Origin of the sequence: Psychrobacter sp. JCM 18902 (genome assembly GCF_904846615.1) — a bacterium.
Classification (GTDB): Bacteria; Pseudomonadota; Gammaproteobacteria; order Pseudomonadales; family Moraxellaceae; genus Psychrobacter.
Genome location: NZ_CAJHBK010000001.1, coordinates 1158458 through 1183028 on the forward strand (window position 1 = coordinate 1158458; position 24571 = coordinate 1183028).

At 44.1% G+C, this 24571-nt stretch carries 19 protein-coding genes and 1 pseudogene; 4 read left to right on the plus strand and 16 right to left on the minus strand.

The annotated features are described in order from the left end of the window. Nucleotides 1-16: 16 nt before the first annotated feature. The 13 genes from tynA to paaA all read right to left on the minus strand — a co-directional run bounded on the left by tynA (nt 17) and on the right by paaA (nt 13563). A complete protein-coding gene (gene tynA / locus JMY05_RS04735) occupies nt 17-2347 on the minus strand; it encodes a primary-amine oxidase (protein ID WP_201614287.1) in 2331 nt (776 codons plus the stop codon). A gap of 78 nt (nt 2348-2425) precedes the next feature. Beyond that, the gene (locus JMY05_RS04740; RefSeq protein WP_201615346.1) at nt 2426-3025 is read right to left on the minus strand and encodes a gamma carbonic anhydrase family protein; all 600 of its coding nucleotides are present in this window, start codon (nt 3023-3025) and stop codon (nt 2426-2428) included. Nucleotides 3026-3076: 51 nt separating this feature from the next. Further along, on the minus strand, nt 3077-4012 hold the full coding sequence (locus JMY05_RS04745) for a PaaX family transcriptional regulator C-terminal domain-containing protein (RefSeq protein WP_045447527.1): 936 nt from the start codon (nt 4010-4012) through the stop codon (nt 3077-3079). A gap of 67 nt (nt 4013-4079) precedes the next feature. Further along, a complete protein-coding gene (gene paaK / locus JMY05_RS04750) occupies nt 4080-5381 on the minus strand; it encodes a phenylacetate--CoA ligase PaaK (RefSeq protein ID WP_201614289.1) in 1302 nt (433 codons plus the stop codon). A gap of 65 nt (nt 5382-5446) precedes the next feature. Next, nucleotides 5447-6652, minus strand: coding sequence for a 3-oxoadipyl-CoA thiolase (pcaF, locus tag JMY05_RS04755; RefSeq protein WP_045447543.1), 1206 nt, complete (start codon nt 6650-6652; stop codon nt 5447-5449). Between the two features lie 31 nt (nt 6653-6683). Continuing rightward, a complete protein-coding gene (locus tag JMY05_RS04760) occupies nt 6684-8210 on the minus strand; it encodes a 3-hydroxyacyl-CoA dehydrogenase (RefSeq protein WP_045447524.1) in 1527 nt (508 codons plus the stop codon). A 2-nt stretch (nt 8211-8212) separates the two neighbouring features. Next, nucleotides 8213-9004, minus strand: coding sequence for a 2-(1,2-epoxy-1,2-dihydrophenyl)acetyl-CoA isomerase PaaG (gene paaG / locus JMY05_RS04765; RefSeq protein ID WP_201614291.1), 792 nt, complete (start codon nt 9002-9004; stop codon nt 8213-8215). After that, entirely contained in the window at nt 9004-9774 is a 771-nt protein-coding gene (locus tag JMY05_RS04770; RefSeq protein WP_201614293.1) for an enoyl-CoA hydratase-related protein, read from the minus strand. Before JMY05_RS04770 ends, paaG begins: the two co-directional genes overlap by 1 nt. A gap of 109 nt (nt 9775-9883) precedes the next feature. After that, nucleotides 9884-10942: a 1,2-phenylacetyl-CoA epoxidase subunit PaaE gene (gene paaE, locus JMY05_RS04775; protein ID WP_045447521.1), complete on the minus strand. Its 1059-nt coding sequence runs from the start codon at nt 10940-10942 to the stop codon at nt 9884-9886. Between the two features lie 72 nt (nt 10943-11014). Then, a complete protein-coding gene (gene paaD / locus JMY05_RS04780; RefSeq protein WP_201614295.1) occupies nt 11015-11515 on the minus strand; it encodes a 1,2-phenylacetyl-CoA epoxidase subunit PaaD in 501 nt (166 codons plus the stop codon). Nucleotides 11516-11539: 24 nt separating this feature from the next. Continuing rightward, nucleotides 11540-12295 carry a 1,2-phenylacetyl-CoA epoxidase subunit PaaC gene (paaC, locus tag JMY05_RS04785; RefSeq protein ID WP_201614297.1) on the minus strand — a complete coding sequence of 252 codons (756 nt, stop codon included), beginning with the start codon at nt 12293-12295 and terminating at the stop codon, nt 11540-11542. A gap of 15 nt (nt 12296-12310) precedes the next feature. Beyond that, the gene (paaB, locus tag JMY05_RS04790) at nt 12311-12601 is read right to left on the minus strand and encodes a 1,2-phenylacetyl-CoA epoxidase subunit PaaB (RefSeq protein ID WP_045447518.1); all 291 of its coding nucleotides are present in this window, start codon (nt 12599-12601) and stop codon (nt 12311-12313) included. Nucleotides 12602-12624: 23 nt separating this feature from the next. After that, nucleotides 12625-13563: a 1,2-phenylacetyl-CoA epoxidase subunit PaaA gene (gene paaA / locus JMY05_RS04795; RefSeq protein WP_201614299.1), complete on the minus strand. Its 939-nt coding sequence runs from the start codon at nt 13561-13563 to the stop codon at nt 12625-12627. 273 nt (nt 13564-13836) lie between these two features. Between paaA and paaZ the strand changes: the two are divergent. From paaZ to JMY05_RS04815, 4 genes and pseudogenes are all read left to right on the plus strand, one after another. Continuing rightward, nucleotides 13837-15876 (plus strand): annotated as a pseudogene (gene paaZ / locus JMY05_RS04800) (phenylacetic acid degradation bifunctional protein PaaZ); the annotation flags it as partial. A gap of 237 nt (nt 15877-16113) precedes the next feature. Next, a complete protein-coding gene (locus JMY05_RS04805; RefSeq protein WP_201614303.1) occupies nt 16114-17436 on the plus strand; it encodes an MFS transporter in 1323 nt (440 codons plus the stop codon). A gap of 677 nt (nt 17437-18113) precedes the next feature. After that, nucleotides 18114-18599 (plus strand): hypothetical protein, encoded by a 486-nt coding sequence (locus tag JMY05_RS04810; RefSeq protein WP_045447515.1) that lies wholly within the window; start codon nt 18114-18116, stop codon nt 18597-18599. Between the two features lie 69 nt (nt 18600-18668). Next, entirely contained in the window at nt 18669-19235 is a 567-nt protein-coding gene (locus tag JMY05_RS04815) for a hypothetical protein (RefSeq protein ID WP_201614305.1), read from the plus strand. 505 nt (nt 19236-19740) lie between these two features. Here JMY05_RS04815 and mdlC read toward each other — a convergent pair. From mdlC to JMY05_RS04830, 3 genes are all read right to left on the minus strand, one after another. Beyond that, the gene (gene mdlC, locus JMY05_RS04820; protein WP_227678106.1) at nt 19741-21348 is read right to left on the minus strand and encodes a benzoylformate decarboxylase; all 1608 of its coding nucleotides are present in this window, start codon (nt 21346-21348) and stop codon (nt 19741-19743) included. 294 nt (nt 21349-21642) lie between these two features. Further along, a complete protein-coding gene (locus JMY05_RS04825) occupies nt 21643-22689 on the minus strand; it encodes a TRAP transporter substrate-binding protein (protein WP_201615347.1) in 1047 nt (348 codons plus the stop codon). Nucleotides 22690-23022: 333 nt separating this feature from the next. After that, the gene (locus JMY05_RS04830; protein WP_201614307.1) at nt 23023-24477 is read right to left on the minus strand and encodes an aldehyde dehydrogenase family protein; all 1455 of its coding nucleotides are present in this window, start codon (nt 24475-24477) and stop codon (nt 23023-23025) included. Nucleotides 24478-24571: the final 94 nt, after the last annotated feature.

Here is a 24571-nt window from a genome sequence, read left to right on the forward strand (position 1 = left end):
TAAAAACACGTCAGGTTTACTTACTATCGTCTTTACTTTGATTAAGATTTAATGAAGGGGTTTCATCAAAGAAGTTCCATGGTTTCAGCAGAATATTCACCCACTCTGTTGGCATAATAGGCCATTCTTCAGCCCGGGCTATATGTGTAGTGCCCGTGGTTAGCCACACCACTAAATCTTTGTTATGAATGTTCTCATCATCTGCAACAAAGGCGCCTAGCCCCGTATCTTTATCAGAGCGATTGGGATAAGTACCCTCTGGATATAGCTCATTCGTCTTGTATTTTGTCACCCAAATTTGTTTATCCATAAAGCTAAGACGATTAAATAACCACTCATCATCTGCAAAGTTAGCGCCTTTCGCAATGGGGTGAGTGGCACCTGCAAATGGGATCATCTGATAAGACACTGGATTGCCCATACGATTTTCTTTACTGGCATTGCTGATTAAACGCACAGTAGTAGGGTCAAAATTCTCTTGCGCCTTAGTTTCTGTCACTACTGTCGTCTCGCGAGTCTCCATTGCACTGGTACGAGGGCCACTGCGCACATTGGGTACGACGACTGGCTCTATACGTTTGATGTTGTTGGTCTCGCCATCAACATCCATATCCAAGCGGAAATTATAGATGTGCTGATGCGTGGTGCCAACGATGTTATGGTCTATCAGTGTGCCGTAACGTGTGTCTTCTTTAGCACTTGGATCATGCATGGTTTTTGCAATAACACCTTTGACCGCCTCGATACCAGTAGCACCAGCATTAATACCAATGGTACCGTTTGGCTGAAGCACCCAGTCAAAAATATAGTCATAGTTGCCGATGGTGCTGATCCAGCGTACGACCAGCTCACGACGCTCAGTACTGACATTTTTCTGTCCCATTTCTTGGTGTTTAAACTCAGGGCCTGCATAACGTTCAAACACGGCGATGGCATTCGGAATGGTATAAGGATTGCCTTGGTAATCTGCAAGCACCGCATCAAGGAGTACGGCATTTTCTGGTGCGTCAACGTTTCTTTCTAGCGGGGAGGTTAAGGTGCCCATGCCATATTCGCCAGAGTCTAAATAAGACTTAAAGTACCAACCCATATCGGGGTCACCATAAGGGACTACCATGCCGCCTAAGTTGCCTTGATACATGATTTTACGGTCTACGCCTTTGTCGTTAAAGGTCACGGTGCTGAGCTGTAAACCGGTACGACTGTCTAGACCAATATGGAATTTCCAATTGTTCCACTCAATGTTTCGACCAGTAATGGTATAGTTTTTCCCTTCTGGTTCGATAATGTTCAGTGGTTTATTGGTCACAACCTTTTTATCGCGACCATCAATTGGGCGCGGGGTCATAGGTACCGGAATAACACCGCCTTCTTCGATTTTAATAATCTTGTTCTTATCTAAATCGACAACGGCTACTAAGTTTTCGATCGGATGTGCCCAATAGTTGCCATCGCCGACATCTAGGTAAGAGACAATTTTTAGAATCCTCTGTTGCTGATCTAAAAGTCCATCTTTTCCCCCAAAATAGCCGACAGTCAATGGTGTTCCAACCACTTTTGTCACGTCATCAACGCCCCGTTTTTTCAAAGCGGTTTTATACTCTTGGCTAGTTTGAATAATGTCTTGTATGGCCATAAAATCATCGACTAATACCATACCAAATGTATTTTCGAGCGTTTTCCAGCTGGTAAGTGACTTGGTGTTTAAATCCACCTCACCTTCAATGACAGTGTTACCCTTTAGAATTGTAAAAGTGACTACACGATCGCCAACATAAGGTTTTTTATCAATTACGTTACGCCACACGGCATCTTTGTCAGGTTGCTTTAGACGAATATCGGCAAACCTTAAGTTGGTTTCTTTCGGTTTGGCTTTACGAATAATAGCGGTCGCTTGCTTAATTTCATCACTGCTCAAAGTATTGAGTGGATGCGGTATGCTCTCTACTTTAAAGGTTTGGTCTAAATTGGATTGGAGTATTTCATTGGCCAAGGTATCGGGCACCAAAGCTTGACCATCTTTCATAACCAGTGGGTTGGTGATTTTTAAGGATTTTCCATTAACCATGGCAGTTGCGCTACTGGGTTTGATTTGTACTCGTGTAGAGTTCTTGGTGATGGTATACATATCAGCATAACTGTCATAGGTGACCTCTGCACCCGCTGTAGACATTGCTTCCTCAATCGGAACCATATGCACCTCTCCACCATGTGCCAGTGCTTGACCACTATAAATAAAAGCTAAGCTGGCGACTAGCGCCGTTAAAGTAGACTTGAATGTGATATTGTGATGAGATTTTTTACTGATTGTAGCGTTGATTTTTTGGTGATGGCTTGAGTGTCTCATGAATAACTTCCTTGTTATTGTGGATGGATATAGATTTTACTTTTTGAAATAGCCGCTAAATATTGATGGCCTTTGTTATTAAAGTTCTGATTTGATATGATGTTGGGCATTAAATTGCTCATGTGTTAACCGCTCGTCTGCATCCATGGTTAAAGGCTTAACTTCCTTTAAAGAGTGCAAACAACGTTTGGTAAGATCTATATATTGCTGAGTACCATGAGCTTTCCAAGCCAATTCCTTTTCTTCAAGTTCTCTTATCACTTTTGCAGGGCTGCCAAATGCAATGACATTTGGCGGAATAACCATCTTCGCTTTGACGGTACTATTAGCACCAATAATGCTATTTTCACCCACTTCTGCTACGTCTAAAATGACACTATTCATTCCGACTAGTGCATTCTTTCTCACAATACAGCCGTGTAGAATGGCTGCATGTCCAATATGTCCATACTCTTCGACTACCACTACATGGTTAGGAAAACCATGTATAACGCAATTGTCTTGGATATTGGCGTTATTTTTAATACGAATACCACCAAAATCAGCACGTAATGAAGCGAACGGACCAATATACACACCTGCTTCAATCACAACATCGCCGATGATCACGGCAGTTGGATGAACATAAGCATTTGGGCTAATAACCGGTATTACACCGTCAATGGCATAGCAAGGCATCATCGTTTCCTTATCAAAAAATATCAAAAAAAGTTTACAGCCATCATTCGCTTAAGTTCCTTCAGCAAGCTTTAACCCGCCGAAGCGTTTATAAAACTGTGGCCGTGCTGCCGGCATAGTCCCCTCAGCAGTGCGAGCAATGTTAAGAAAAAACTCTTCAGACGAACTAATAATCATTTGGTACACATTACTGGTCAAATTACGCGCGGTCAGTGCCAGCCAATCCGATGGCAATAGTTCTAGAGGTAAATTCGGATCTTTTAATAATATACGTCGGTACTGGTGAATCAGTAGAATGCGAATTTGAAACGCTTGTAGTTCATTAAGATCACCATCTTCAATGAGGCTTAAAACATTACGAAAATCGTTAATAAATTTATCATAGCGTTGGTGCAGCTGCTCGATGGGCCAGTTCACCTCAATCATACGCTTAAGTGTTGGGTATGACTCTTGCCATAAGTGCAAGGCTTCAGCACGAAACACTACCACTTGTTCAGTCATATTGAGCTTAAACAGTAAGTTTTGCAGCTGCAGTTCATCACAGCTAGGATAGGCCATGAGATTGGTGGTAATATTGGCAAACCCTAACCACTCCAATTCTTTTTTGAGGAGGGTTTTGTTTCCAAGCTCAACCGAACTTAATAACACCAAGTCCCATTTGTGATCCCACTCACACTGATTTAAACCATAAATTTTTTCATGGGCGGCAGCAAAGCGTTCACGGCTGACTTCTGTAATGCGGTAGTAACTGGTACGTCCGATTTTTTCGGAGCTTAACCAGTCATTTTGCACCAAGCGAAACACCGCAGTACGCACGGAACGTTCGTTGAAACCGAACACATCCATGAGTTGAATCAGACTGGCTAAACTAATAACCCCTCCTCGTTGAAAGATACAATCACCAAAGATTGACATAATTAACGAGGTGCCACTTAAGACGTCTTCACAAATAAGCTCATCGATATATTGTTTTAGTTTAGCGTTCATGTCATTTATTCATTATTTAAAAAGCACGCAACAATACCCAAGAGACTATCGCGCGGGGTTAACTACATTAAGCAGGCACAGCGATATTGCGTAGGTCAACAACACGTTGAGCCTTACCCTCAGAACGAGGTAACATACCTTGTGGTAAGACGTCTATCTGAACGCTGATACCCACCATGGTTTTTATTTTTTGTTCAAGTTTTCTGGCCAATTGCATCACTTCAAGATCACTGGCATCACTACGTGACTCAACATGGATACGTAGGGTGTCTAAGTGGCCGTGCTTGATGATATGAATTTGGTAGTTTGGCAGTAATTTTGATATTTGTAAAATTTGTTCTTCGATCTGCGAGGGAAACACATTGACGCCGCGGATGATCATCATATCATCACTACGACCAACAATCTTTTCCATACGACGCATGGTGCGTACAGAGCCTGGTAATAAGCGGGTCAAATCTCGGGTACGGTAGCGAATGATGGGCATACCCTCCTTAGTAATGGTCGTAAACACTAGTTCGCCAAGCTCGCCGTCTGGTAGCACCTCCCCGGTCTCAGGGTTGATGATTTCTGGGTAAAAATGGTCTTCCCAAATGGTTGCGCCGTCTTTAGATTCTAAGCATTCCATGGCGACACCTGGGCCCATGATTTCTGACAGACCATAGATATCTAACGCATCAATACCCATGCGTGCTTCGATTTCTTGGCGCATGGCGTTAGTCCACGGTTCGGCCCCAAAAATACCGGTTTTGATAGAACAGTCTTTAGCTGTACCAAACTTCTTCTCTAATGCTTCAATAATGTTCAAGCAGTAAGAAGGGGTAACCATTAATGCGGTTGGTTTAAAGTCATGGATTAGCTGGGCTTGGCGGTCAGTTTGGCCACCTGACATTGGGATAACCGTTGCACCTAATCTTTCAACACCATAGTGCGCACCCAAACCACCAGTGAATAGGCCATAACCGTAGGATACTTGGATGGTATCTTTGCTAGTAAGACCAGCCGCACGCAGTGAGCGTGCTACGACATCCGACCAAGTCACGATATCTTGCTTGGTATAACCGACCACGGTAGGTTGGCCAGTAGTACCTGATGATGCATGAACACGGACGATCTGTTCACGTGGGACGCTAAACATACCGAACGGGTAATTGTCGCGCAAGTCTGATTTGGTGGTGAATGGGAATTTGGCTAAATCTTCTAATGATTGGCAGTCTTCTGGGTGGATACCTATTTGATCAAATTTCTTCTTATATACAGGGTTGTTTTCGTATGCGTGTTTGAGTGTTTTTTTCAAACGTTTCAACTGTACGCTACGCAATTCGTCTACTGACGCGGTTTCGATGTGTTCCATAACGTTATGATTCATGTAAAACTCCTTTTCGTAATCATCCTGACTACATTTCCAATTAAAAAACTCGGTTAAAGCCGTGATCAAACGTTTTCTATCACCATTGCCACGCCTTGACCCACACCCACACACATAGTGCATAACGCATACTTACCGTTACGACGTTTTAATTCTTTCATTGCGGTGATGACCAAACGCGTACCACTCATTCCTAGAGGATGACCTAGCGCAATGGCCCCACCATTTGGGTTGATACGTACGTCATTATCGGTAAGACCCAGTTCGCGAATCACGGCAAGGGATTGCGCGGCGAATGCTTCGTTAAGCTCGATAACATCCATCTGGCTTAATGTTAGTCCGGTTTGCTCAAGTACTTTTAGTACTGCAGGCACAGGACCAATACCCATATAGCGTGGCTCGACACCAGCACTCGCCATACCAACAATACGCGCTTGCGGCGTTAGATTGTGTGCTTGACCAAAGCGTTCGCTACCCATTAGCACACAAGCAGCACCGTCATTGACGCCTGATGCGTTACCCGCAGTCACTGAGCCGCCCTCCTTGCGAAATGGGGTTTTAAGACTAGCAAGAGCTTCTAAGCTAGAATCGGCACGTGGGTGTTCGTCTTGGTCAACAATCACGCTGCCTTTTTTCGTTTTGACTTCAACTGGTAATATCTCTTCGGTAAAAAGACCCGCCTGTTGGGCAGCGGCAGTTTTCTGTTGGCTGCGTAGCGCGAATAGATCTTGGTCTTCGCGGCTGATCTGATATTTTTCAGCCACGTTTTCGGCAGTTTCTGGCATGCTATCAACACCATACGCTGCTTTCATTAGTGGGTTAATAAAACGCCAACCGATGGAGGTGTCAAAAATCTCTGGTGCGCGGTGAAAGGCACTGGTCGGTTTTGATTGGACATAAGGTGCGCGGCTCATGCTCTCGACACCACCAGCCAATACAAACTCGGCCTCACCCGTTTTTACCAAACGTGAGGCGATGCCAATCGAGTCCATACCAGAGGCACAGAGACGGTTAACGGTGATAGCAGGCACCTTATCAGGCAAGCCTGCAAGTAAAGTTGCCATACGCGCTACATTACGGTTGTCTTCGCCAGCTTGGTTAGCACAGCCAATGACTACCTCATCGACCTTATCCCATGGCAAGTTTGGGTTTTGAGCTTTTAGGTGTTGAATAGGCAAGGCTGCCAAATCGTCTGTACGAACACTACTCAAGCCACCGGCATAGCGCCCGATTGGGGTGCGAATGGCGTCATAAATATATACTTGTTGCATCATAGTTTCCCCTTACAATAAATTAATAAGCTTAAGCGCTCGCCGTGTGACAGGTGACGGCTTTTTTTACCAAATACAGGCTGGCACGGTAACGTTCTTCACCATAAATACGTTGTAAGTTATTGAGCGTGTTAAGCACGGTGTCGTAGCCGAGCATTTGTGCCCATTCAAACGGACCTTGGGGGTAATTCACGCCGTACTTCATGGCCGCGTCGATGTCTGCTTCAGAGGCGATGTTATGTAACACTGCTTCACAGCCTTCATTAATGAGCATAGCAATGGTACGTAAAACATATAAACCAGGATGGTCGGCAGTCCAAATAACATGCACGTCAATACGGGCAAAGGCTTGCGTCACCAGCTCACGTTCATCATCATTACAGGCCATAGAGGCAGCCAATACAACAGCGCAGGCTTGTGACCAGTCCGCATGCCAGTCCATCAGCATGACTTTGGCATCACCATGATCAATCACCACGGATTCACCCAGTGATAAACGGATGCTAACATCACCAATTTCGATACTGTTCTGGTCTGCATTTTCAAGAGTCACCGTGAGGCTATCAGCAGCTTGTAAGCGTTCAACCAAACCTTTGGCATAAAGCCAATCACCGCGTACGATAATGGTAGGCAGCTCGCCATCGTTTGCTTCAACGGTGGGCAAGGTATAGGCAGGGGTTGCTAGGGTTTGGCTATACTCATAGAATCCTTGGCCAGATTTACGGCCGAAGCACCCTGCATCGACCAACTCTTTCTGTACCAACGATGGACGGTAACGTGGCTCATAGAAGAAAGCTTGGTAGACGCTTTGGGTCACCGAGAAATTGACATCTTGACCAATTAAGTCTGTCAACTCGCATGGCCCCATAGCAAAACGACCTGATTCACGCATGATAAAGTCAAGCTGCGCAGGCGTGGTCGCGTTCTCTTGCAGTGCGCGAAAACCTTCGGCGTAGTATGGACGCGCTACACGGTTGACGATAAAGCCTGGGGTAGACTTGGCGATTACTGGTACCTTTTTCCAAGCACTCATCAAGTTAAACAAGCCATCCGTAATCTCAGTCGCTGTTCGTAAACCGCGAACAATCTCAACAAGCTTCATCACTGGGGCTGGATTAAAGAAGTGTAAGCCCACCACACGCTCAGGGTTTGGTACTGCTGAGGCAATCGCTGTAATCGATATTGACGACGTGTTTGATGCAAAAATCGTATCATTAGCACAAATATCAGCCAATTGGACAAAGAGCTGCTGTTTAATGTCTTGACGCTCAACAATCGCCTCAACGATCAACTGCACCGCTGCCATCTCATTAATATCTGTAATAATAAATAAATGCTCTAGGGTGCTATCAAGTAGCACTTGGGACATTTTGCCTTTTTGGACCCGTTTGGCAAGTTGGCTTTCCAGACTCGCTAAGGCGGCTTGACTTTTGGCAACATCTACATCAAAGAGATAGGTCGTGTGACCGTGCATGGCGGCCAACTGGGCAATGCCAATCCCCATCGTGCCTGACCCAATAACGGCAATGGTTGCGTTTGATAAATCCCTCGTTTCCATGATTAACGTCCTTGGTAAATTGGGGGGCGTTTTTGCATAAAAGCTTGGACACCTTCTTTATAGTCGGCTGAGCGGCCAGCAAGTCGCTGCAAGTCCCGCTCTAAGATTAGCTGATCTTCTAGGCTGTTGTCCGCGGATACATTGATGGCTTTTTTAATGAGGCTTAGGCCATAGGTCGGTTGGCTGGCCAAGTGTTCGGCCAATTTACTGGCTTCGCTACGTAGCGCGTCATCTTCGACCACTTGCCAAATCATGCCCCATGCCATCGCTTGTTCAGCAGATAGCTTATCGCCTAATAGGGCTAAGCCCATCGCACGGGCGCGTCCGACAACGCGTGGTAAGAACCATGTACCGCCTGAATCGGGTACAAGCCCAAGACGACAAAACGCTTGGATAAATGAGGCTGATTTGGCCGCCAATACCAAGTCACACGCCAAAGCGATGTTCGCGCCGGCACCGGCAGCCACGCCATTCACCGCACAGATCACAGGCTTTGGCATGTCAGTAATCAGCTTAATCAGTGGATTGTAGTAAGTCTCGATAGATAGGCCCAAATCTGGCGCATCAGCATTCGGGGCAACTGCACGATCGCCTAAATCTTGACCTGCACAAAAACCGCGACCTTCAGCAGAGAGCACTACAGCGCGAATAGTACTGTCTTTTGACCATGCTTTTAGCACGCTGACCACTTCTTTGTGCATGGTTTCATTAAAGCTATTAAGCTGTTTTGGGCGGTTTAAGGTAAGATAGCCGACGGTATTTTTTTCTTCGACGAGAATCGTTTGATAGTCCATTACATACCTCTAAAAATTGGTTGACGTTTTTCTAAAAATGCACGGATGCCTTCTTGGCGATCTTGGGTGGCGGCAAGCCAAACAAATAGCTGACGTTCTTGCTTAAGGCCTTGGCTTAAGTTCACTTCGTGGATGGTTTTAAGTGACTGTTTGATGGCGCGAATGGCCAAAGGGGCTTGTTTGGCGATTTTGGCAGCCAGATCAATGGTGTATTGTACGGTCAACTCGGTTGGGCAGATTTGGGTGGTAATCCCATGTTGTTGCGCGCTCGATGCACTAATCCGCTCACCTGTCATCGCCCAACGCATGGCAAGCTGCTGACCTACTAGGCGAGCGAGGCGCTGGGTGCCCCCTGCCCCTGGTAGCATGCCCAAGCCAATTTCAGGCAGCGCAAATTGAGCGTTTTCGCCCGTGACCACGATGTCACCATGCAATACCAGCTCAAAACCGGCACCGAGTGCATAGCCATTGACTGCTATTAATAGTGGCTTGCTAAATTCATCGATTCGCTTCCATAAGGTTGGGCGAATATCGGTTTGTAAGCTAACGGTATCGAGTTGAATAAGTTCATTAAGATCTGCACCCGCAGCGAAGCATTGGGTGTTGCCAGTAATGACGACCGCTTTTATATCAGTATCAGCGTCATAGGCTTGAAGCTGTTCAACGATTTCTTGCAAAGTGGCGTTATTTAAGGCGTTGCGTTTTTCTGGGCGATTAAGCTCAATCAGTGCAACGCCTTCTTTTGGGCTGGAGGTTTTAATGTAATTCATCCCTGAATCCTAATAAAAACAATGAAATAAAACAATGAAATAATGAGTTTTGCCAAACCCTACTTTGGATATAAAAACGATAGATAGCTGGGTTGCTAGTGTCTCGCGATTACGCGTCAAAGCTTAATCGTATGTTGGCTGATACAGGTAATGCTTGGCAGCTGAGTACGTAGCCTTTATCTAACTCTTCTTGCTCAAGGCTATAGTTAACGGCCATCTCGACCTCACCTTCAATCACCCTACACTTACAAGTGGCACACACACCGCCTTTACAGGCGTAGGGTAAGTCAGCACCCGCACGTAATGCGGCATCTAGGATGCTGTCATCGTGTTTTGACACTTCAACGATCAGTTCACGTCCGTCCAAAATGATATTGACGCGCTCTTCGCTACGTTTTTCGATTTGCTGGGCGGTTGGTTTGTTGACAGTCCCCGTGTGGAAACGCTCGGTATGGATGTTGTTGCGATCGATACCAAAGTTTGGCAATACGGTCTCAACGGATTCCATCATCTCTTCTGGGCCACAGGCAAAACAGTGGTCCACATCAGCACTGATAAGTTGGGCGTCAAACAACTGTTGTAGTTTATTCGCATCGATACGGCCATTAAAGATCTCGCTGTCACTCATCTCACGTGAGAAAATATTGACCAGTTGTAGGCGTGTTTTAAAACGGTCTTTAAGGTCCATGATTTGCTCAGAGAACATGGTTTGTTTCCATGACTGATTGCCGTATACCAAGGTAAAATTGGCATCTGGTTGGGTATTTAACACCGTTTTGACGATGGATAAAATTGGGGTAATACCACTACCAGCAGCAAAGCTTAGGTAGTTTTGACCACCAGTTTTAGCGGCTTTTTGAAAGAAAACTCCTTGGGGTGGCATGACTTCTAGGGTATGGCCTACTTTTAGGTGTTCGTTTGCCCAAGTAGAAAATTGACCTTGATCAATCTTCTTGATGGCGATGCTCATGTCTTCTCGCACATCACTACAGATTGAGTAGCAGCGACGGATTTCGCCATTGTCTGTCATGTGACGGATGGTCAAATGTTGACCTGGTTGGTACTTAAAGGTTGCCGCGACTTCCGAAGCAAGATCAAATGCAATGCAAATCGCTTGCTCAGTTTGTGGCTGAATAGACTTGATAGTTAGTGGCAAAAATTGACTCATGCGAAAATCCTTATTTCATATTGCTTAGTTAGTGAGCTGACTGTCACGTGCGGTCTCGCGACTACCCCTACCTTAGATGCATTTAAAATAATCAAACGGCTCAAGGCAGTCGAGGCACTTATACAGCGCCTTGCACGCAGTTGAACCAAATTCGCTAATCAGTTGGGTTTTTTGACTGCGACAATGGGGACAGGTCACACCATCGATTAGCGCCACGTGGGTACCACAGCTGTGTGAATCGCCTTGCGGCGGTGCAATGCCATATTCTTGCAGCTTTTGCTTACCTGCCTCACTCATCCAGTCGGTCGTCCAAGCTTCAGACAAGTCAATCACCACCTTTACAGGGGTCAGCCCACGTTCGGTAAACGTGTTGGTAATCTCATCTTTTAGCATATCGGTTGCTGGGCAGCCGCTATAGGTTGGTGTTAAACGCACCACGATTTCGTTATCTGCGTTGATATCAACGCCCCGAATCATGCCTAAGTCAAGCACGGTCAAAACAGGTATTTCTGGATCATGAACCTGATTAAGGGCTTGCCAGCAGGCATCTGTGACTTGTGGAATTAACCGCATACTTTGACTCCCTGTCTTGTATGTTTACCAATTCATATTTGGGTAAGCACGTTGCATGTACTGTAATTCTGCCAAAATATAACCCAAGTGTTCGGTATGAGCGCCTTGTTTCGCACCACGGCGGTATGCGCCAATCTCAGGCAACGTTAAGTTCAAACGTGTCAATCCACTTTCAATCTGCGCTAACCATTCAGCTTTTAGAAGATCAAGTTTCGGTAAGACACCACTATCAATCAAAGCTTGTTCGTCAGTGGTGAGTTCAAACAATTCAGCAGTAAAGCGCCATAGGTTGTTCATCGCTTGTTGCGTTTTGTGGTGTGCCTCATCGGTACCTAGGCTTAGGCGTTCCATCCAAGCGCTTGAGAAACGTACGTGATATTTTGCTTCTTTCAATGACTTTACACCAAAGGCTGCAATATCTACGTGGCTGCTTTGGCTTAACGCGTCAAGTAACAATACATGGTAATGATCCATCAACCATTGACGCGCCATCGTTTGAGCAAAATCTCCATTGGGCTGTTCACATAGCAATAGGTTGCGATATTCACGTTCGGTACGTAAAAAAGCCATATTATCTTCATCACGGCCCAAGCCTTCAATTTGTCCGGCTAGACTCAGCACCGTACGTGATTGGCCTAATAAGTCTAAACCGATATTTGACAAAGCAATATCAAGCTCAAGCTCAGGGGCATGTCCACACCACTCAGACAAGCGGTGTGATAGGATCAATTGGCTATCACCAACATGAAGTAAAAATTGTGTTAATGCTTGGTTATTCATCGATTATCTCCTACCTTAAATATGTCCAATACCATCTGGAATTTGATAGAAGGTAGGATGACGATATACCTTGTCGAGTGATGGCTCAAAAAACTCTGGTTTTTCCTCAGGTTGCGATGAGGTAATCAGCTCTGATTTCACTACCCAAATGCTCACACCTTCGTTACGACGAGTGTAGACATCACGCGCGTTTTGCAGAGCAATTTCATCATCTGGCGCGCGCAAGCTACCAACATGACGATGGCTTAGACCTTGCTTGCTACGGATAAACACTTCGTAAAGTGACCAGTTGTTTTTGCTTTCCATGGCTAATTTTCCTTTAAAAAATATTAAGCGACTTTTTGAGTATTGGCGTGTTGTTTCTGTGCATAGACAGCAGCAGAGTCACGAACCCATTTACCCTCTTCCCAAGCTTTACGTCGGGCTTCGATACGCTCATGGTTACACGGGCCTTTACCAGCAATCACGGCCAAGAGTTCGTCCCAGTTGATTTCACCGAATTCATAGTTGCCCGTTTCTTCGTTAAACGTCAAATCTTTGTCAGGAATAGTTAGACCAAGTTGTAACACCTGTGAGACGGTGTTATTCACGAATTTTTGGCGCAACTCATCGTTACTAAATAGTTTGATTTTCCAATCCATGCTAACAGCACTGTTGGGTGAATTATCATCACTTGGACCGAACATCATAAGCACTGGCCACCAGAAGCGATCGACTGCATCTTGTGCCATAGCTTTTTGTTCAGGTGTACCATTCGCCAACACCATCATGGCTTCGAAGCCTTGACGTTGGTGGAAACTTTCTTCTTTACAGATACGAACCATAGCGCGAGCATATGGACCATATGACGTCCGGCAAAGCGCCACTTGGTTGACGATAGCGGCGCCGTCAACCAACCAGCCGATAGCAGCGATGTCAGCCCAGGTTAAGGTTGGGTAGTTAAATATTGATGAGTATTTCATGCGGCCTGCAACGAGTTTATCCATCATATCGTCACGATCTGCGCCTAAGGTTTCAGCAGCGCTGTATAGATATAATCCATGACCTGCTTCATCTTGGACTTTGGCCAACAATACGGCTTTACGCTTGAGTGTTGGTGCACGCGTAATCCAATTACCCTCAGGTAACATACCAACCACTTCTGAATGCGCATGCTGACCAATCTGACGAATGAGCGTTTTACGATAAGCATCTGGCATCCAATCTTTTGGCTCAATTGAAATGTCCTTTTCAATCTTGTTGTCAAACAATTCTACTTGCGTGTTCATTTGATACCTCGTCCTTAACAAGCGTTAGTGTTATCTAATCTAAAGCGATACTATTTTAAAATCAATACCTATTTTTATGTATCGTTTTATTTTTTAGCCACTTTTATTATAAGTTATTGTTTTTAATATCTATTTATAATAAAATTTTTAAAAAAATATTAATGATGTTAAATACGCTTGACTTCTTAGTGATTTAAATACAGATTATGACACGTTGAGTTTTTATTTTTATCTATAATGTATCGTAAAAGGAGTTATCATATGTCAGACATTAAAACTTTAAGCTCACTCATTCTCGGTAAAGCCTACGTTGCACAAAGCGATTTTCGCACCGTGCATCATGCGGTCACCGGTGAACCAATTTATCAAGTCAGTAGCGCTGGTATCGATACCAAAAAAGTGGTTGAATACGCCAAAGAATATGGCTCAGCGATTGCCAACTGGACATTCCACCAACGTGCTAATGCACTAAAACTAGTCGCACAATACCTACTTCAACGTAAAGAAGAATTTTATGCATTGGCCAAGGCAACTGGTGCGACACGCAAAGATGCCTGGGTCGATATTGAAGGAGGTATCGGTACCTTATTTGCATATTCGAGCCTCGTGCGCCGTGAGCTCAGCGATGAGACTGCCTTAGTCGAAGATGCTTGGATTCCTCTGTCAAAAAATGGTACGTTTGGCGCTCAGCATATCCTGAGCCCGAAAACGGGCGTGGCCATTCATATTGATGCGTTTAACTTCCCCATCTGGGGCATGTTAGAAAAAGTCGCACCGACTCTATTAGCTGGTGTCCCTTGTATCGTCAAGCCTGCAACCGAAGGCGCTGAGCTGACTCATGCCGTGGTAGCCGCGATTCATGAAAGCGGTCTATTGCCAGAGGGTTCATTGCAGCTGATATGTGGACAAACCTATGACTTGTTTGACCATCTGAATCCCCAAGACACCATAACCTTCACAGGTTCTGCAGTAACGGGTCAAAAACTACGAGCCCATCCACACTTAAACGCTTATTCAATCCCCTTCACCATGGAAGCCGATTCGGTGAACAGTGCAATTTTAAGCCCAGCTGCCAACGATGAAACTATCGATTTGTTTGTACGCGAAGTTTTCCGCGAAATTACTATCAAAGCCGGTCAAAAATGTACTGCAATTCGTCGCGCGTTTGTCCCTGCCGCCTTGCTAGAAACAGCGCAAATTCGCCTAGTTGAAAAACTACAAAAAGTCGTGGTCGGTGATCCAAGCCGTGAAGACGTGACCATGGGTACATTAGCTAGCGTGAAGCAAAAACTTGACGTCACAGAAAAAGTCGAGCAACTAAGCCAAGAAGCCGAAGTGGTATTCGGTAGTCACTTACGTGAAGACTTCACTCTACAAGTAGACGACGCAGAAAAATCAGCCTGTTACCCACCAACCGTATTGGTCTGTAATAACCCAAGCCAAGCCGAAAATATCCATCGCATCGAAGCATTTGGTCCAGTTGTCACCCTAATGCCATACGGCGACCTAGATGAACTCGGTGCACTTGTAGCACGTGGTGAAGGTAGCTTAGTTGCCTCTATCGTGCGCAATTCGGACGAAAATATCGAAGCCTTATTGAAAAAAATTGCCCCTTGGCATGGACGTGTACATATCCTAGATAGCGAAAGTGCTCGTGAAAGTACGGGTCATGGTTCACCTCTCCCATTACTTGTACACGGCGGCCCAGGCCGTGCCGGTGGCGGCGAAGAACTTGGTGGTCTGCGAGCTGTTAAACACTACATGCAACGTACCGCAATCCAAGGCTCACCCAATGCCATGACACAAGTCGGTCACAGCTGGACAGCTGGTGCACAAGTGTTCGAAGATCGTGTCCATCCGTTCAAAAAATCATTCGATGAACTTCGTATTGGTGAGCGTCTATTGACCGCACGTCGTACAGTGACGGAGGCAGATATCGTCAACTTTGGCTGCTTAAGTGGTGACCACTTTTACGCTCATATGGACAAAATTGCGGCGGCAGATTCGTTCTTTGGCGAGCGTGTCGCCCATGGTTACTTTATCGTATCGGCGGCCGCTGGCTTGTTTGTTGACGCACCAGCTGGTCCAGTTATCGCTAACTACGGTATGGAAAGCCTACGCTTCGTTGAGCCTGTCAAGATTGGTGACACAATTCAAGTTGAGTTAACTTGTAAACAAAAGACGCCAAAGGCACAACGCGACCCAGCGGAAAAAGCTCACGGCGTCGTAGTATGGGATATCAAAGTTAAGAACCAACGCAACGACTTGGTCGCAACTTACGACATCTTGACCTTAGTTGAGCGTAAGGCTTGATAGCTATACGGATTTGCGAAAAAGGAGTCGTCATGACTCCTTTTTTTCAACTAAAGTAAACTTTATTGATAAAACATATTGACGCCAGGTTGTAAAATAGCTAAATTATAAATAAAATGATACATAATTTTTTTTAAAAAAATAAAAAGTATCACTAATTTATATTGAGTAATGTTTAGCTAGGATAGCTAAGCTGTCGAGTCGTTTCTAGGACAATATATAGACAAGGAGTCACTAATGACAACCACCACCACGATGGCTGAAAACGCCTCGCTTGCTATACATCAGGATAAAAAAGTACTCACTGCCACCCTAGTTGGTACTGCGATTGAATGGTATGATTTCTTCATCTATGCACAAGCCGCAAGTCTCATATTTGCTCCCCTGTTTTTCGCTGAAGTCAGCAAATCTAACCCTATGCTAGCTCAAATCATCGCTTTTGCTACCGTTGGTATCTCATTTCTATTTCGCCCATTAGGTGCAATCGTATGTGGTCGTTTGGGTGACAAATACGGTCGCAAGATGGTATTGGTAACAACCTTGATTTTGATGGGTGCATCAACGACGTTAATAGGCTTCTTGCCGACTTATGCGCAAATTGGCGTATTAGCACCCTTGGCTTTGGTATTTTTACGTATTATCCAAGGCTTTTCTGCAGGTGGTGAATGGGGCGGTGCGGCATTGTTATCTGTCGAGCATGCACCCCTTAACAAACGCTCACTATTTGGGGCTTACCCACAGATTGGTGTACCCATCGGTATGATTTTAGCGACTGGTGTCCTGCTACTTTTAAATTTGATTTTGGGTAAAGAAGCCTACCTCGAGTGGGGTTGGCGCATTCCATTTATATTATCGATTGCATTGATCATCGTGGGCACCTTTATCCGTCGTTCGGTTAAAGAATCACCGGTGTTTGAAGCCATGCATCGCCGTAAAGCAGAAGCCTCTGCACCATTATCATTGTTATTCAAAAATCATACGCCAACAGTTCTTAAAGCGGCTTTAATCTTTATGGGAGTGAATGCAGGTGGTTATATCCTTATCGCTTTTATGGTGGGTTATGGCCAAAAAGCCTTAGGACTTAGCCCTACTTTGACCATGCTAATCGTAGTTGCGGCTGCTTTTTCTTGGTTAGTATCAACCCTTTGGGGCGGCATATTAGGTGATAAGATTGGTCGTCTAAGGATTTTTAAGTTAGGCTATATCTTATTGTCGTTATGGTCGATTCCAATGTGGTTTTTGATTGATACCAAATCTCCGTTTTTATTTATGCTAGCATTGGTGGTTTGGGCTATTCCCTTAGGTTTTACTTATGGTCCATTGTCAGCTTTATTTGCTGAAATGTTCCCTGCAAAAGTACGTTTTTCAGGGGTATCCATCAGCTATGCATTAGGTTCCATTATTGGTGGTGCGTTCGCTCCGATGATTGCGCAATGGATTATGGCAACTTATCAACAGTCATGGATGATTGGTTTGTATATTACTATCGTCTCATTAATTTCACTATTCACACTTTACACGATTAAAAAAGACCCACAAGGCGTTGATCTATCTCTCTAAATAAATTTAGAGGGATAGTGGAAAATGTCACCATATAAATGGTATAAAAATTTTCTCAGCATACGACAAAAAATCAGCCCCACCTCACCTTTAACGGTTGAAAAGCTGACTAACTATCGAAATACCTAAGTTTGTCGTATTACTATATTTGGTTGACATACATTGACATGGTAGAGGATGTTCTAATTCATTTTAAAAATTAAATAGTGGATTATATTAACTACTCTACGTTACAAACTGTCACGTGTTAAACCTCTTATTTTCAGATGATAGAAAATACAAATTATCGTGATTAAACGGTATCACCGTCACGTATTTCATGGATAAAAAAACACCCTTTAAACTATGTTTTATATAGTCTGAAGGGTGTTTTTTTATCTGTAGCCCTATGCGGTTGAGTCGCTTAAAGTTAAGGTTGGTCTAAAAATACAACGCCCTCCCTTATTGATAATTTGCCAATACTATCCTGCTGTGCGTTGACTCTGAACTCATCTGGTTTCGAATGCCACTAAAAACTTTACCTACTAAAAACAGGGTAATGCTAAAAGACTTTCGTTAGACAAACGATCGTTCATCATGTCTAGAGAATAGCTGTTTTTTTAGTCGCTATAATGAACTCAGCAGCAAAAAATGCAATCATTCCGGCTCAAGTTAAAAAACCATAAAAGGACATATCAATGAAATTCTCAAAAATACTCATGGCGCTTCCGTTGTCACTACTCTCTGTTAGCGCTATTGCAGGTATGACCGATATCAACGGTAGTACCAAATGCACCATCGTTGATTCTATTATTAAAAATAAAGCCATCGTAAAACCTTGTACTTACGAGGGTTCCGTAGGAGGAAGTATGAGTTATGCTATTAGTCAGCTGAATTTCAAACTCTCTAATGGCAGTATCTATCGTACCGTGGATGATGCGACGTTTGACTTTAATACAAGTGGAAAAATACAAAACTTAAAAGAGACTGTCTCACTCAATGGTAAGACAGCCGAGGTTGTAAGACTCCATCATAAAACATTTAAAAAAATCTCTGATAAAGACATAGAAAGTCGCTATGAAAGCGTAAAACCTGACTTTTCTGATGTTCTACAGTGTTTCAAATACGTTAAGCAAGACGCTGCTTTCTGCGTGTCTTATGAGTTTATCAATAGAATCTCTTAATCGTTATTTGGCCACCGTTTGTTCAGTACGCTATACATTAACCAGAGACACTCATCTATTGGAGTCATTATGAAATTAATTCACCTACCCTCTTTGGCGTTGTTCGTAACTGCGTCTTTATTGTCTGCTAATACACTGGCTGCACCTGAACTCTCTAAGAGTCTCAGCAGCACTACGAGCAGTGATATGGTTCATATATTTGGCTGGATGGAGGATGCTTGTGATGGTGAACAGCCACCTTACAAACAGATTTATGATAAACATGCAGTATTTATAAACAGTATTAGAGGTCAAAGACCTTATGAGGATTTCATCAAGCCAAAAGCGCAGTGGTCGTCAGAATATCGTAATACGATAAAAGAGGTAAAAATGAACGTCGGTGATATCTACACTGAGTATCGAGTCATTTTTAATAAAGGCGTCACTTACCGTGGTCAACCTCTAAAGGAATATATATTTAGTTTTACACCTGAATCATCAGGTGGTCAAAATATTTTAAAGTTTGCATCCAATGCCAATGTATCTACTATTATGTCGAACTTTCAAACTCGTCAGGTGGAGTACTGGGGTGAAATGGAAGATCGAGGTGCTATCTACAATCCTAAAAATAAAATGGTGACCTGTGAATTTTGGTAAAAATATCTTTGTGAACAATGATGACCCGTAGCCTAGTGCGTGTCATCATTGTTATATTAGGCCCACCTGCGAAGCATTACTGCGAAATTAGCTCGAACACAGAGCCGCTATCTGCTGCTAAGACAAATTATCTTAGGTAGCGATGGCATCATTTTTATGGTGGCCAATATATCAATATTACATAATCTATCTGAGAGACTAACGCCATAAAAATCTTCAAGCCATACTATATATGACGTATAGTTTTCTCAAGCCTTTATTATTCCCAGGTGAGCTTGTCAAAATCGGGGTTTAAAACAATACTGTAACAGTATTTATAAGGTTAAACAATAATTCATTCTAAGGTACAGTGTGTCAGTGGTTGGCGCGGCTTTATCATTAACAACAACGCTGATATGCTCAATAACGCCGAACCAAATCAGAATCTTAACATCCATAAAACACTGATAGCATGCTCAGATATGCCCATACATAACAACAAACGACCATAGCTGAGAATAGGTCACTAAATATTGCCGGTATCTGCATCAACAATAATTTCTAACAGATAACAGCCCGATGCATTGACCGCTTTATGGATTGCTTCGGGCAGATTTTCGTGCTCTTTGATACGAGCACCTTCACACCCCATACTATTGGCCAATTGCACAAAATCGATATTGGGTAAATCAAGCCCTGGTACAGACTGACTCTTCATAATTTTGCCAAAAGAATGCATGGCACCATACCCAAAATTGTTTAGCACAATAAATGTCACCGGCAAATTCAACTGCGCGGCCGTCCAAACAGCTTGAATGGAATACATAGAAGAGCCATCACCAATTAAGCACACAACCCGTTTATTGGTGGATAACGCGACTCCTACTGATGCTGGTAGTGCATAGCCAAGACCGCCACTGGACATCGTAAAAAACCCTTGCGCTTGTGTAATGGGCAAAAAACGTTGAATGACAGATCGGTGAGAAGGCGCTTCTTCGACGATAATAGAGTCAGATGGTCGTGCATGCGACAGCAGATCAATGGCATATTCCACTGGAATAGGGGTCGCTCCAGTTACCTTGGGCGCAGCAGGACGCAGTGGCATGACAAATTTGTCACTCTGAGAGTCAGATAAAGGAAGGATTTTATCCAACATGGCACTAATACTGTGATTGATTGAACCGAATAAAGTGGTGGTTGCAGAAGCAAATGCCGCATATTTTGGGTCATCGGTAATTTGATATATTTTGACTGCTGAATCAAATATCGTCACGTCCCCTGCAATATGTAGCGTAAACACAGGGGCGCCAATCACCAGAATCACATCATACCCAGACAGTTTTTCTGACAACTGCGCAGGAAGCGCAGGTAGAAACCCTGCAAATTGAGGGTGGTCTTCTGGAAAACTGGCTCGACTCGAATACGGCGCTGCCCAAACATGTGCTTGTAACCGCTCAGCCAGTTTAACGGCAGTATCAAATGCACCTTGCCTATCGACATCTGCACCCACAACTATGGCTAAATTTCGACTGTTTTTGAGTACCTCTAACAGTTGATCAATAGCTGCTGCCGTTGGTATAGTGCCCTCAATCACTTTTGAGTAATGAGGCATATAGGTCGTTTTGTCCCAATCATCAGAGGGTATCGATACAAAGGTTGGACCACGTGGATGCTGCATCGCAATATGATACGCTTGAGCGATTGCCAACGGCACATCCTCAGGACGCGCAGGCTCGATGCTCCATTTAACATACGGTTTTGGAAAGTCAGCAGCGTGATCTGCGCCAAGATAAGGTGCAAAAGGTAAGATACTACGAGATTGCTGGCCTGCCGTTATGACCAAAGGTGTGTGATTTCGATATGCTGTGAATATGTTTCCTAACGCATGGCCAACCCCTACTGCTGAGTGCAGATTGACAAAAGCGGCATTACCAGATGCTTGAGCATAGCCATCGGCCATCGCCACAACAGATGACTCTTGTAAGGCCAATATGTATTCAAAATCTTCAGGAAAGTTATTCAAAAAATTAAGCTCAGTAGAGCCGGGATTACCAAACACTGTCGTCATATTAAGTTCACGCATCAAACGAAACGTCACTTGTTGCACAGTATCTGTATGCTGGATAGAAGACATAAAAAACATCCTTGTCACTAATTGCTTATTACTAAGCGTTGATTGTCAAAATTATTAATACTAGGGCGTATCCTCATTTTGAAAATGGCGATAAAAATAAGATAAACAGCAGTCAAACAAGGAAAGTAGCGCAGATAATATCGAGATATTAGCCAGCTACTTGACGCAGTTTGTCAAATATTTAGCCATTTTTAGCCCATTTAATATTTATTGTTCAGATTGAGACACGCCCTAAGGTCTGTTGAATATTTAACTGCTTTACAGACCCTACTATCGGAGCAAGCGACCTAGCCATTAAGACTGACAAGCGGCACTGGCTTTTATGGTTTTTTGATAAGCTGTTTGAGCATCCAAACCCAGCTTGGCAAGATCTGTTAAATATTTTTGTGTGCCCGCTTCTACAGGCTTTTTCCATTCAGGGTTTTCTAGTGGATTGGGAATATCTATGATTGAATCACCCTTGGCTTTAGCTTCCGCCATATGCCTTGCGTCATCTTCATCGAACACCTTGCCCGCTATTTTGGCCATCGCCTCACCCGAATTATTATCGATGACTTTTTTAAGATCATCTGGCAAGCTTTCATATTTATCTTTATTCATAGTCACAACAATCGGCGAGCTATAAAAAGGGATATTGGTATGAGTGTTGGTTATCTCTGTCAACTTAAAGGAACCCATAGCATCCCAAGGCAAGCTTATGCCGTCCAATACACCGCGCTGCAAAGAGGTATAAAGATCAGTCACTGGCAACCCCACTGGCGTGCCACCTGCCGCGTCAATGATATTGCCGGTTATTGCTGAAGGACCTCGAATACGCATTCCGGCTAAGTCATCTGGTGTGCGAATCGGCTTGTCAACTGTGTGAAAACCACCAGGGCCGGTACCCATCATGAACAACACATGAGTGTCTTGATACTCACTTGCAATCACACCATCGTCATATAGATTATGGAGCATACAGTTTAGTTGTGTTGCCGAGTTTGACAGCCCTGGTAACTCAGTAATTTGAGTCAATGGAAAGCGGCCATTGGTATAGCCTTGGAGCGTAGACCCAATATCGACCACACCATTGGCAACTGCATCATAGGTTGCGTTTGGTTTACTGAGTGTTGCAGAAGGAAATATTTCAATTTTAATTTTTTCTTTAGAGTCTGCCTCTACTTTTTTTGCCCAGTATTCAAATATTTCTGTGTTTGTGGTCGAGGTGGCTGGCCAAAAATGTGAGAAACGCAGAGTGGTGACTTCTTGAGCACTTTGAGTGGTGCTGTCATCTGATGGTGAACAAGCCGTCAGACCCACTAGAGCCGCCAACGCTAAGCTAATTGAAAAGGTTTTACTCATCATGAATTCCTTTTTTTGATGGTAGACAATTATTGTGATAGATAAATGGGCATAGCTTCCAATCTATGCCGCTCTCATATGCCTGAATGATTAGTAATAAGAATCTTAGCGCGTGTCTTCAATTCACTCGATAGTCATCTCAATGGGCTAAAAATGGCTAAATCTTGCCAAACATCGTCAAATAGCTGGTTAACCCCGATATTATCTGCGCTATTTTCCTTGTTTGACGGCAATTTATCTCATTTTTATCACCATTTTTGGAATGAAGACACGCCCTAATACCTATATTCTTAAGTTCAAAATCACTTATTGATAGTTAATTATTAAAAATTACTAAACAGGATATGGACGCTGTTCAGTTTGTACCGATACCCATTGATAAGTCGTGAACTCATCGAAGGTAATGTGACGACCGAAGCGGCCCACCCCTGATGCTTTTTCACCACCAAAGGCAACGCGCGGCTCATCATTGACACTTTGATCATTAATATGAACCATGCCTGTGCGCCATCCTGCCGCAAACCTTTGTGCTCGGGAGATATCTGCAGAATGCACAGCACCGCTCAATCCAGCATCGGTATCGTTTGCTAAGCGTAAGGCATCAGCATCGCCTTTGTGTGAAATCAAGGTCACGACAGGACCAAACATTTCTGTACGTGCAGAATAAACGTCATTACTGCCCTTTAGGACATATGGATAAACGAGCGCACCGTCACGCTTACCTTCAAGAAGTATCTCAGCACCTTCTTGCACGGCCTTTTGTACGGCCTGCTCTACCCGCACAGCTTCACGCTCATCAATCAAAGGCCCCACCAACACATCAGGTCTTGATGGGTCACCAACGTTCAGTCCTTTTGTATATTCGACAAACTTTTCGGCAAACGCATCAAAGATAGACTCATGAACAATGACACGGTTCACTGACATACAAATCTGACCACTGTGTAAGAACCGACCAAAGACTGCAGAACGTGCCGCATAATCAATATCGGCATCGTCAAGCACTACAAAGGCATTATTGCCACCAAGCTCTAAAATAGAACGCTTGATTTCACGGCCAGTCATCTCTCCTATGCGCTGACCAACCTCAGTAGAGCCAGTGAACGAAATCACACGAGGAATCGGGTGTGTATATAGCGCATCGCCAATCTCAGAGGTTTTTGGCACAACCACTGTCAACACACCTGCGGGCAAGCCTGCCTCTTCGAAGATTTTGGCCAGTAAGATACCGCCAGTAATGGGTGTGGTAGAAGCAGGCTTTAGTAATACAGTGTTGCCACTTGCCAAGGCCGTGACTACCGATCGCATGGCTAAAAACATTGGAAAATTAAAGGGGCCAATAACCGTTACCACACCTACTGGCTTACGAATAATGTGATTTAACTTATTGGGAATGGCTGAGCGTGCAACCGTAGTTTCTAATAAAAACGGGTACTCGGCGGCCACTTTAATGACCCCAATACAGGCATCAATCTCGATATTGGCTTTCATCACGGTAGAACCAGACTCACGCACCAGCAAGTCAACCAACTCGTCTCGGTGATTGCTGATTACTTTTGCCGCTTGCTCAACAATCTGGCTCACAGCATAAGGGTTGGTCTGACACCAGCCTTGTTGTGCTTGCTCTAGTGCTTTATAAGACTCATTGATATCATCTAGACTGGCAGCTTTAAACGTAGCGATATCTTCACCAGTGAACGGGTTACTCGTGACAATACTGTGGCTCGACCTACCATCACGCCACTCGCCAGCCATATAATGGTAATGTAAATCAGTATAGTTAGACATATAAACTCCTTATTAAAAACAATGATCTAAACAGCGCCTTACGATTACAGCACAAACAGCTTTTGCTTGATGTTCAACATAATCATACGCTGTG

Excerpts from the sequence above, each read along its gene's own strand:
- tynA (WP_201614287.1), bottom strand. The coding sequence starts at position 2,347 with ATGAGACACTCAAGCCATCACCAAAAAATCAACGCTACAATCAGTAAA.
- JMY05_RS04740 (WP_201615346.1), bottom strand. The coding sequence starts at position 3,025 with ATGCCTTGCTATGCCATTGACGGTGTAATACCGGTTATTAGCCCAAAT.
- JMY05_RS04745 (WP_045447527.1), bottom strand. The coding sequence starts at position 4,012 with ATGAACGCTAAACTAAAACAATATATCGATGAGCTTATTTGTGAAGAC.
- paaK (WP_201614289.1), bottom strand. The coding sequence starts at position 5,381 with ATGAATCATAACGTTATGGAACACATCGAAACCGCGTCAGTAGACGAA.
- pcaF (WP_045447543.1), bottom strand. The coding sequence starts at position 6,652 with ATGCAACAAGTATATATTTATGACGCCATTCGCACCCCAATCGGGCGC.
- JMY05_RS04760 (WP_045447524.1), bottom strand. The coding sequence starts at position 8,210 with ATGGAAACGAGGGATTTATCAAACGCAACCATTGCCGTTATTGGGTCA.
- paaG (WP_201614291.1), bottom strand. The coding sequence starts at position 9,004 with ATGGACTATCAAACGATTCTCGTCGAAGAAAAAAATACCGTCGGCTAT.
- JMY05_RS04770 (WP_201614293.1), bottom strand. The coding sequence starts at position 9,774 with ATGAATTACATTAAAACCTCCAGCCCAAAAGAAGGCGTTGCACTGATT.
- paaE (WP_045447521.1), bottom strand. The coding sequence starts at position 10,942 with ATGAGTCAATTTTTGCCACTAACTATCAAGTCTATTCAGCCACAAACT.
- paaD (WP_201614295.1), bottom strand. The coding sequence starts at position 11,515 with ATGCGGTTAATTCCACAAGTCACAGATGCCTGCTGGCAAGCCCTTAAT.
- paaC (WP_201614297.1), bottom strand. The coding sequence starts at position 12,295 with ATGAATAACCAAGCATTAACACAATTTTTACTTCATGTTGGTGATAGC.
- paaB (WP_045447518.1), bottom strand. The coding sequence starts at position 12,601 with ATGGAAAGCAAAAACAACTGGTCACTTTACGAAGTGTTTATCCGTAGC.
- paaA (WP_201614299.1), bottom strand. The coding sequence starts at position 13,563 with ATGAACACGCAAGTAGAATTGTTTGACAACAAGATTGAAAAGGACATT.
- JMY05_RS04805 (WP_201614303.1), top strand. The coding sequence starts at position 16,114 with ATGACAACCACCACCACGATGGCTGAAAACGCCTCGCTTGCTATACAT.
- JMY05_RS04810 (WP_045447515.1), top strand. The coding sequence starts at position 18,114 with ATGAAATTCTCAAAAATACTCATGGCGCTTCCGTTGTCACTACTCTCT.
- JMY05_RS04815 (WP_201614305.1), top strand. The coding sequence starts at position 18,669 with ATGAAATTAATTCACCTACCCTCTTTGGCGTTGTTCGTAACTGCGTCT.
- mdlC (WP_227678106.1), bottom strand. The coding sequence starts at position 21,348 with ATGTCTTCTATCCAGCATACAGATACTGTGCAACAAGTGACGTTTCGT.
- JMY05_RS04825 (WP_201615347.1), bottom strand. The coding sequence starts at position 22,689 with ATGAGTAAAACCTTTTCAATTAGCTTAGCGTTGGCGGCTCTAGTGGGT.
- JMY05_RS04830 (WP_201614307.1), bottom strand. The coding sequence starts at position 24,477 with ATGTCTAACTATACTGATTTACATTACCATTATATGGCTGGCGAGTGG.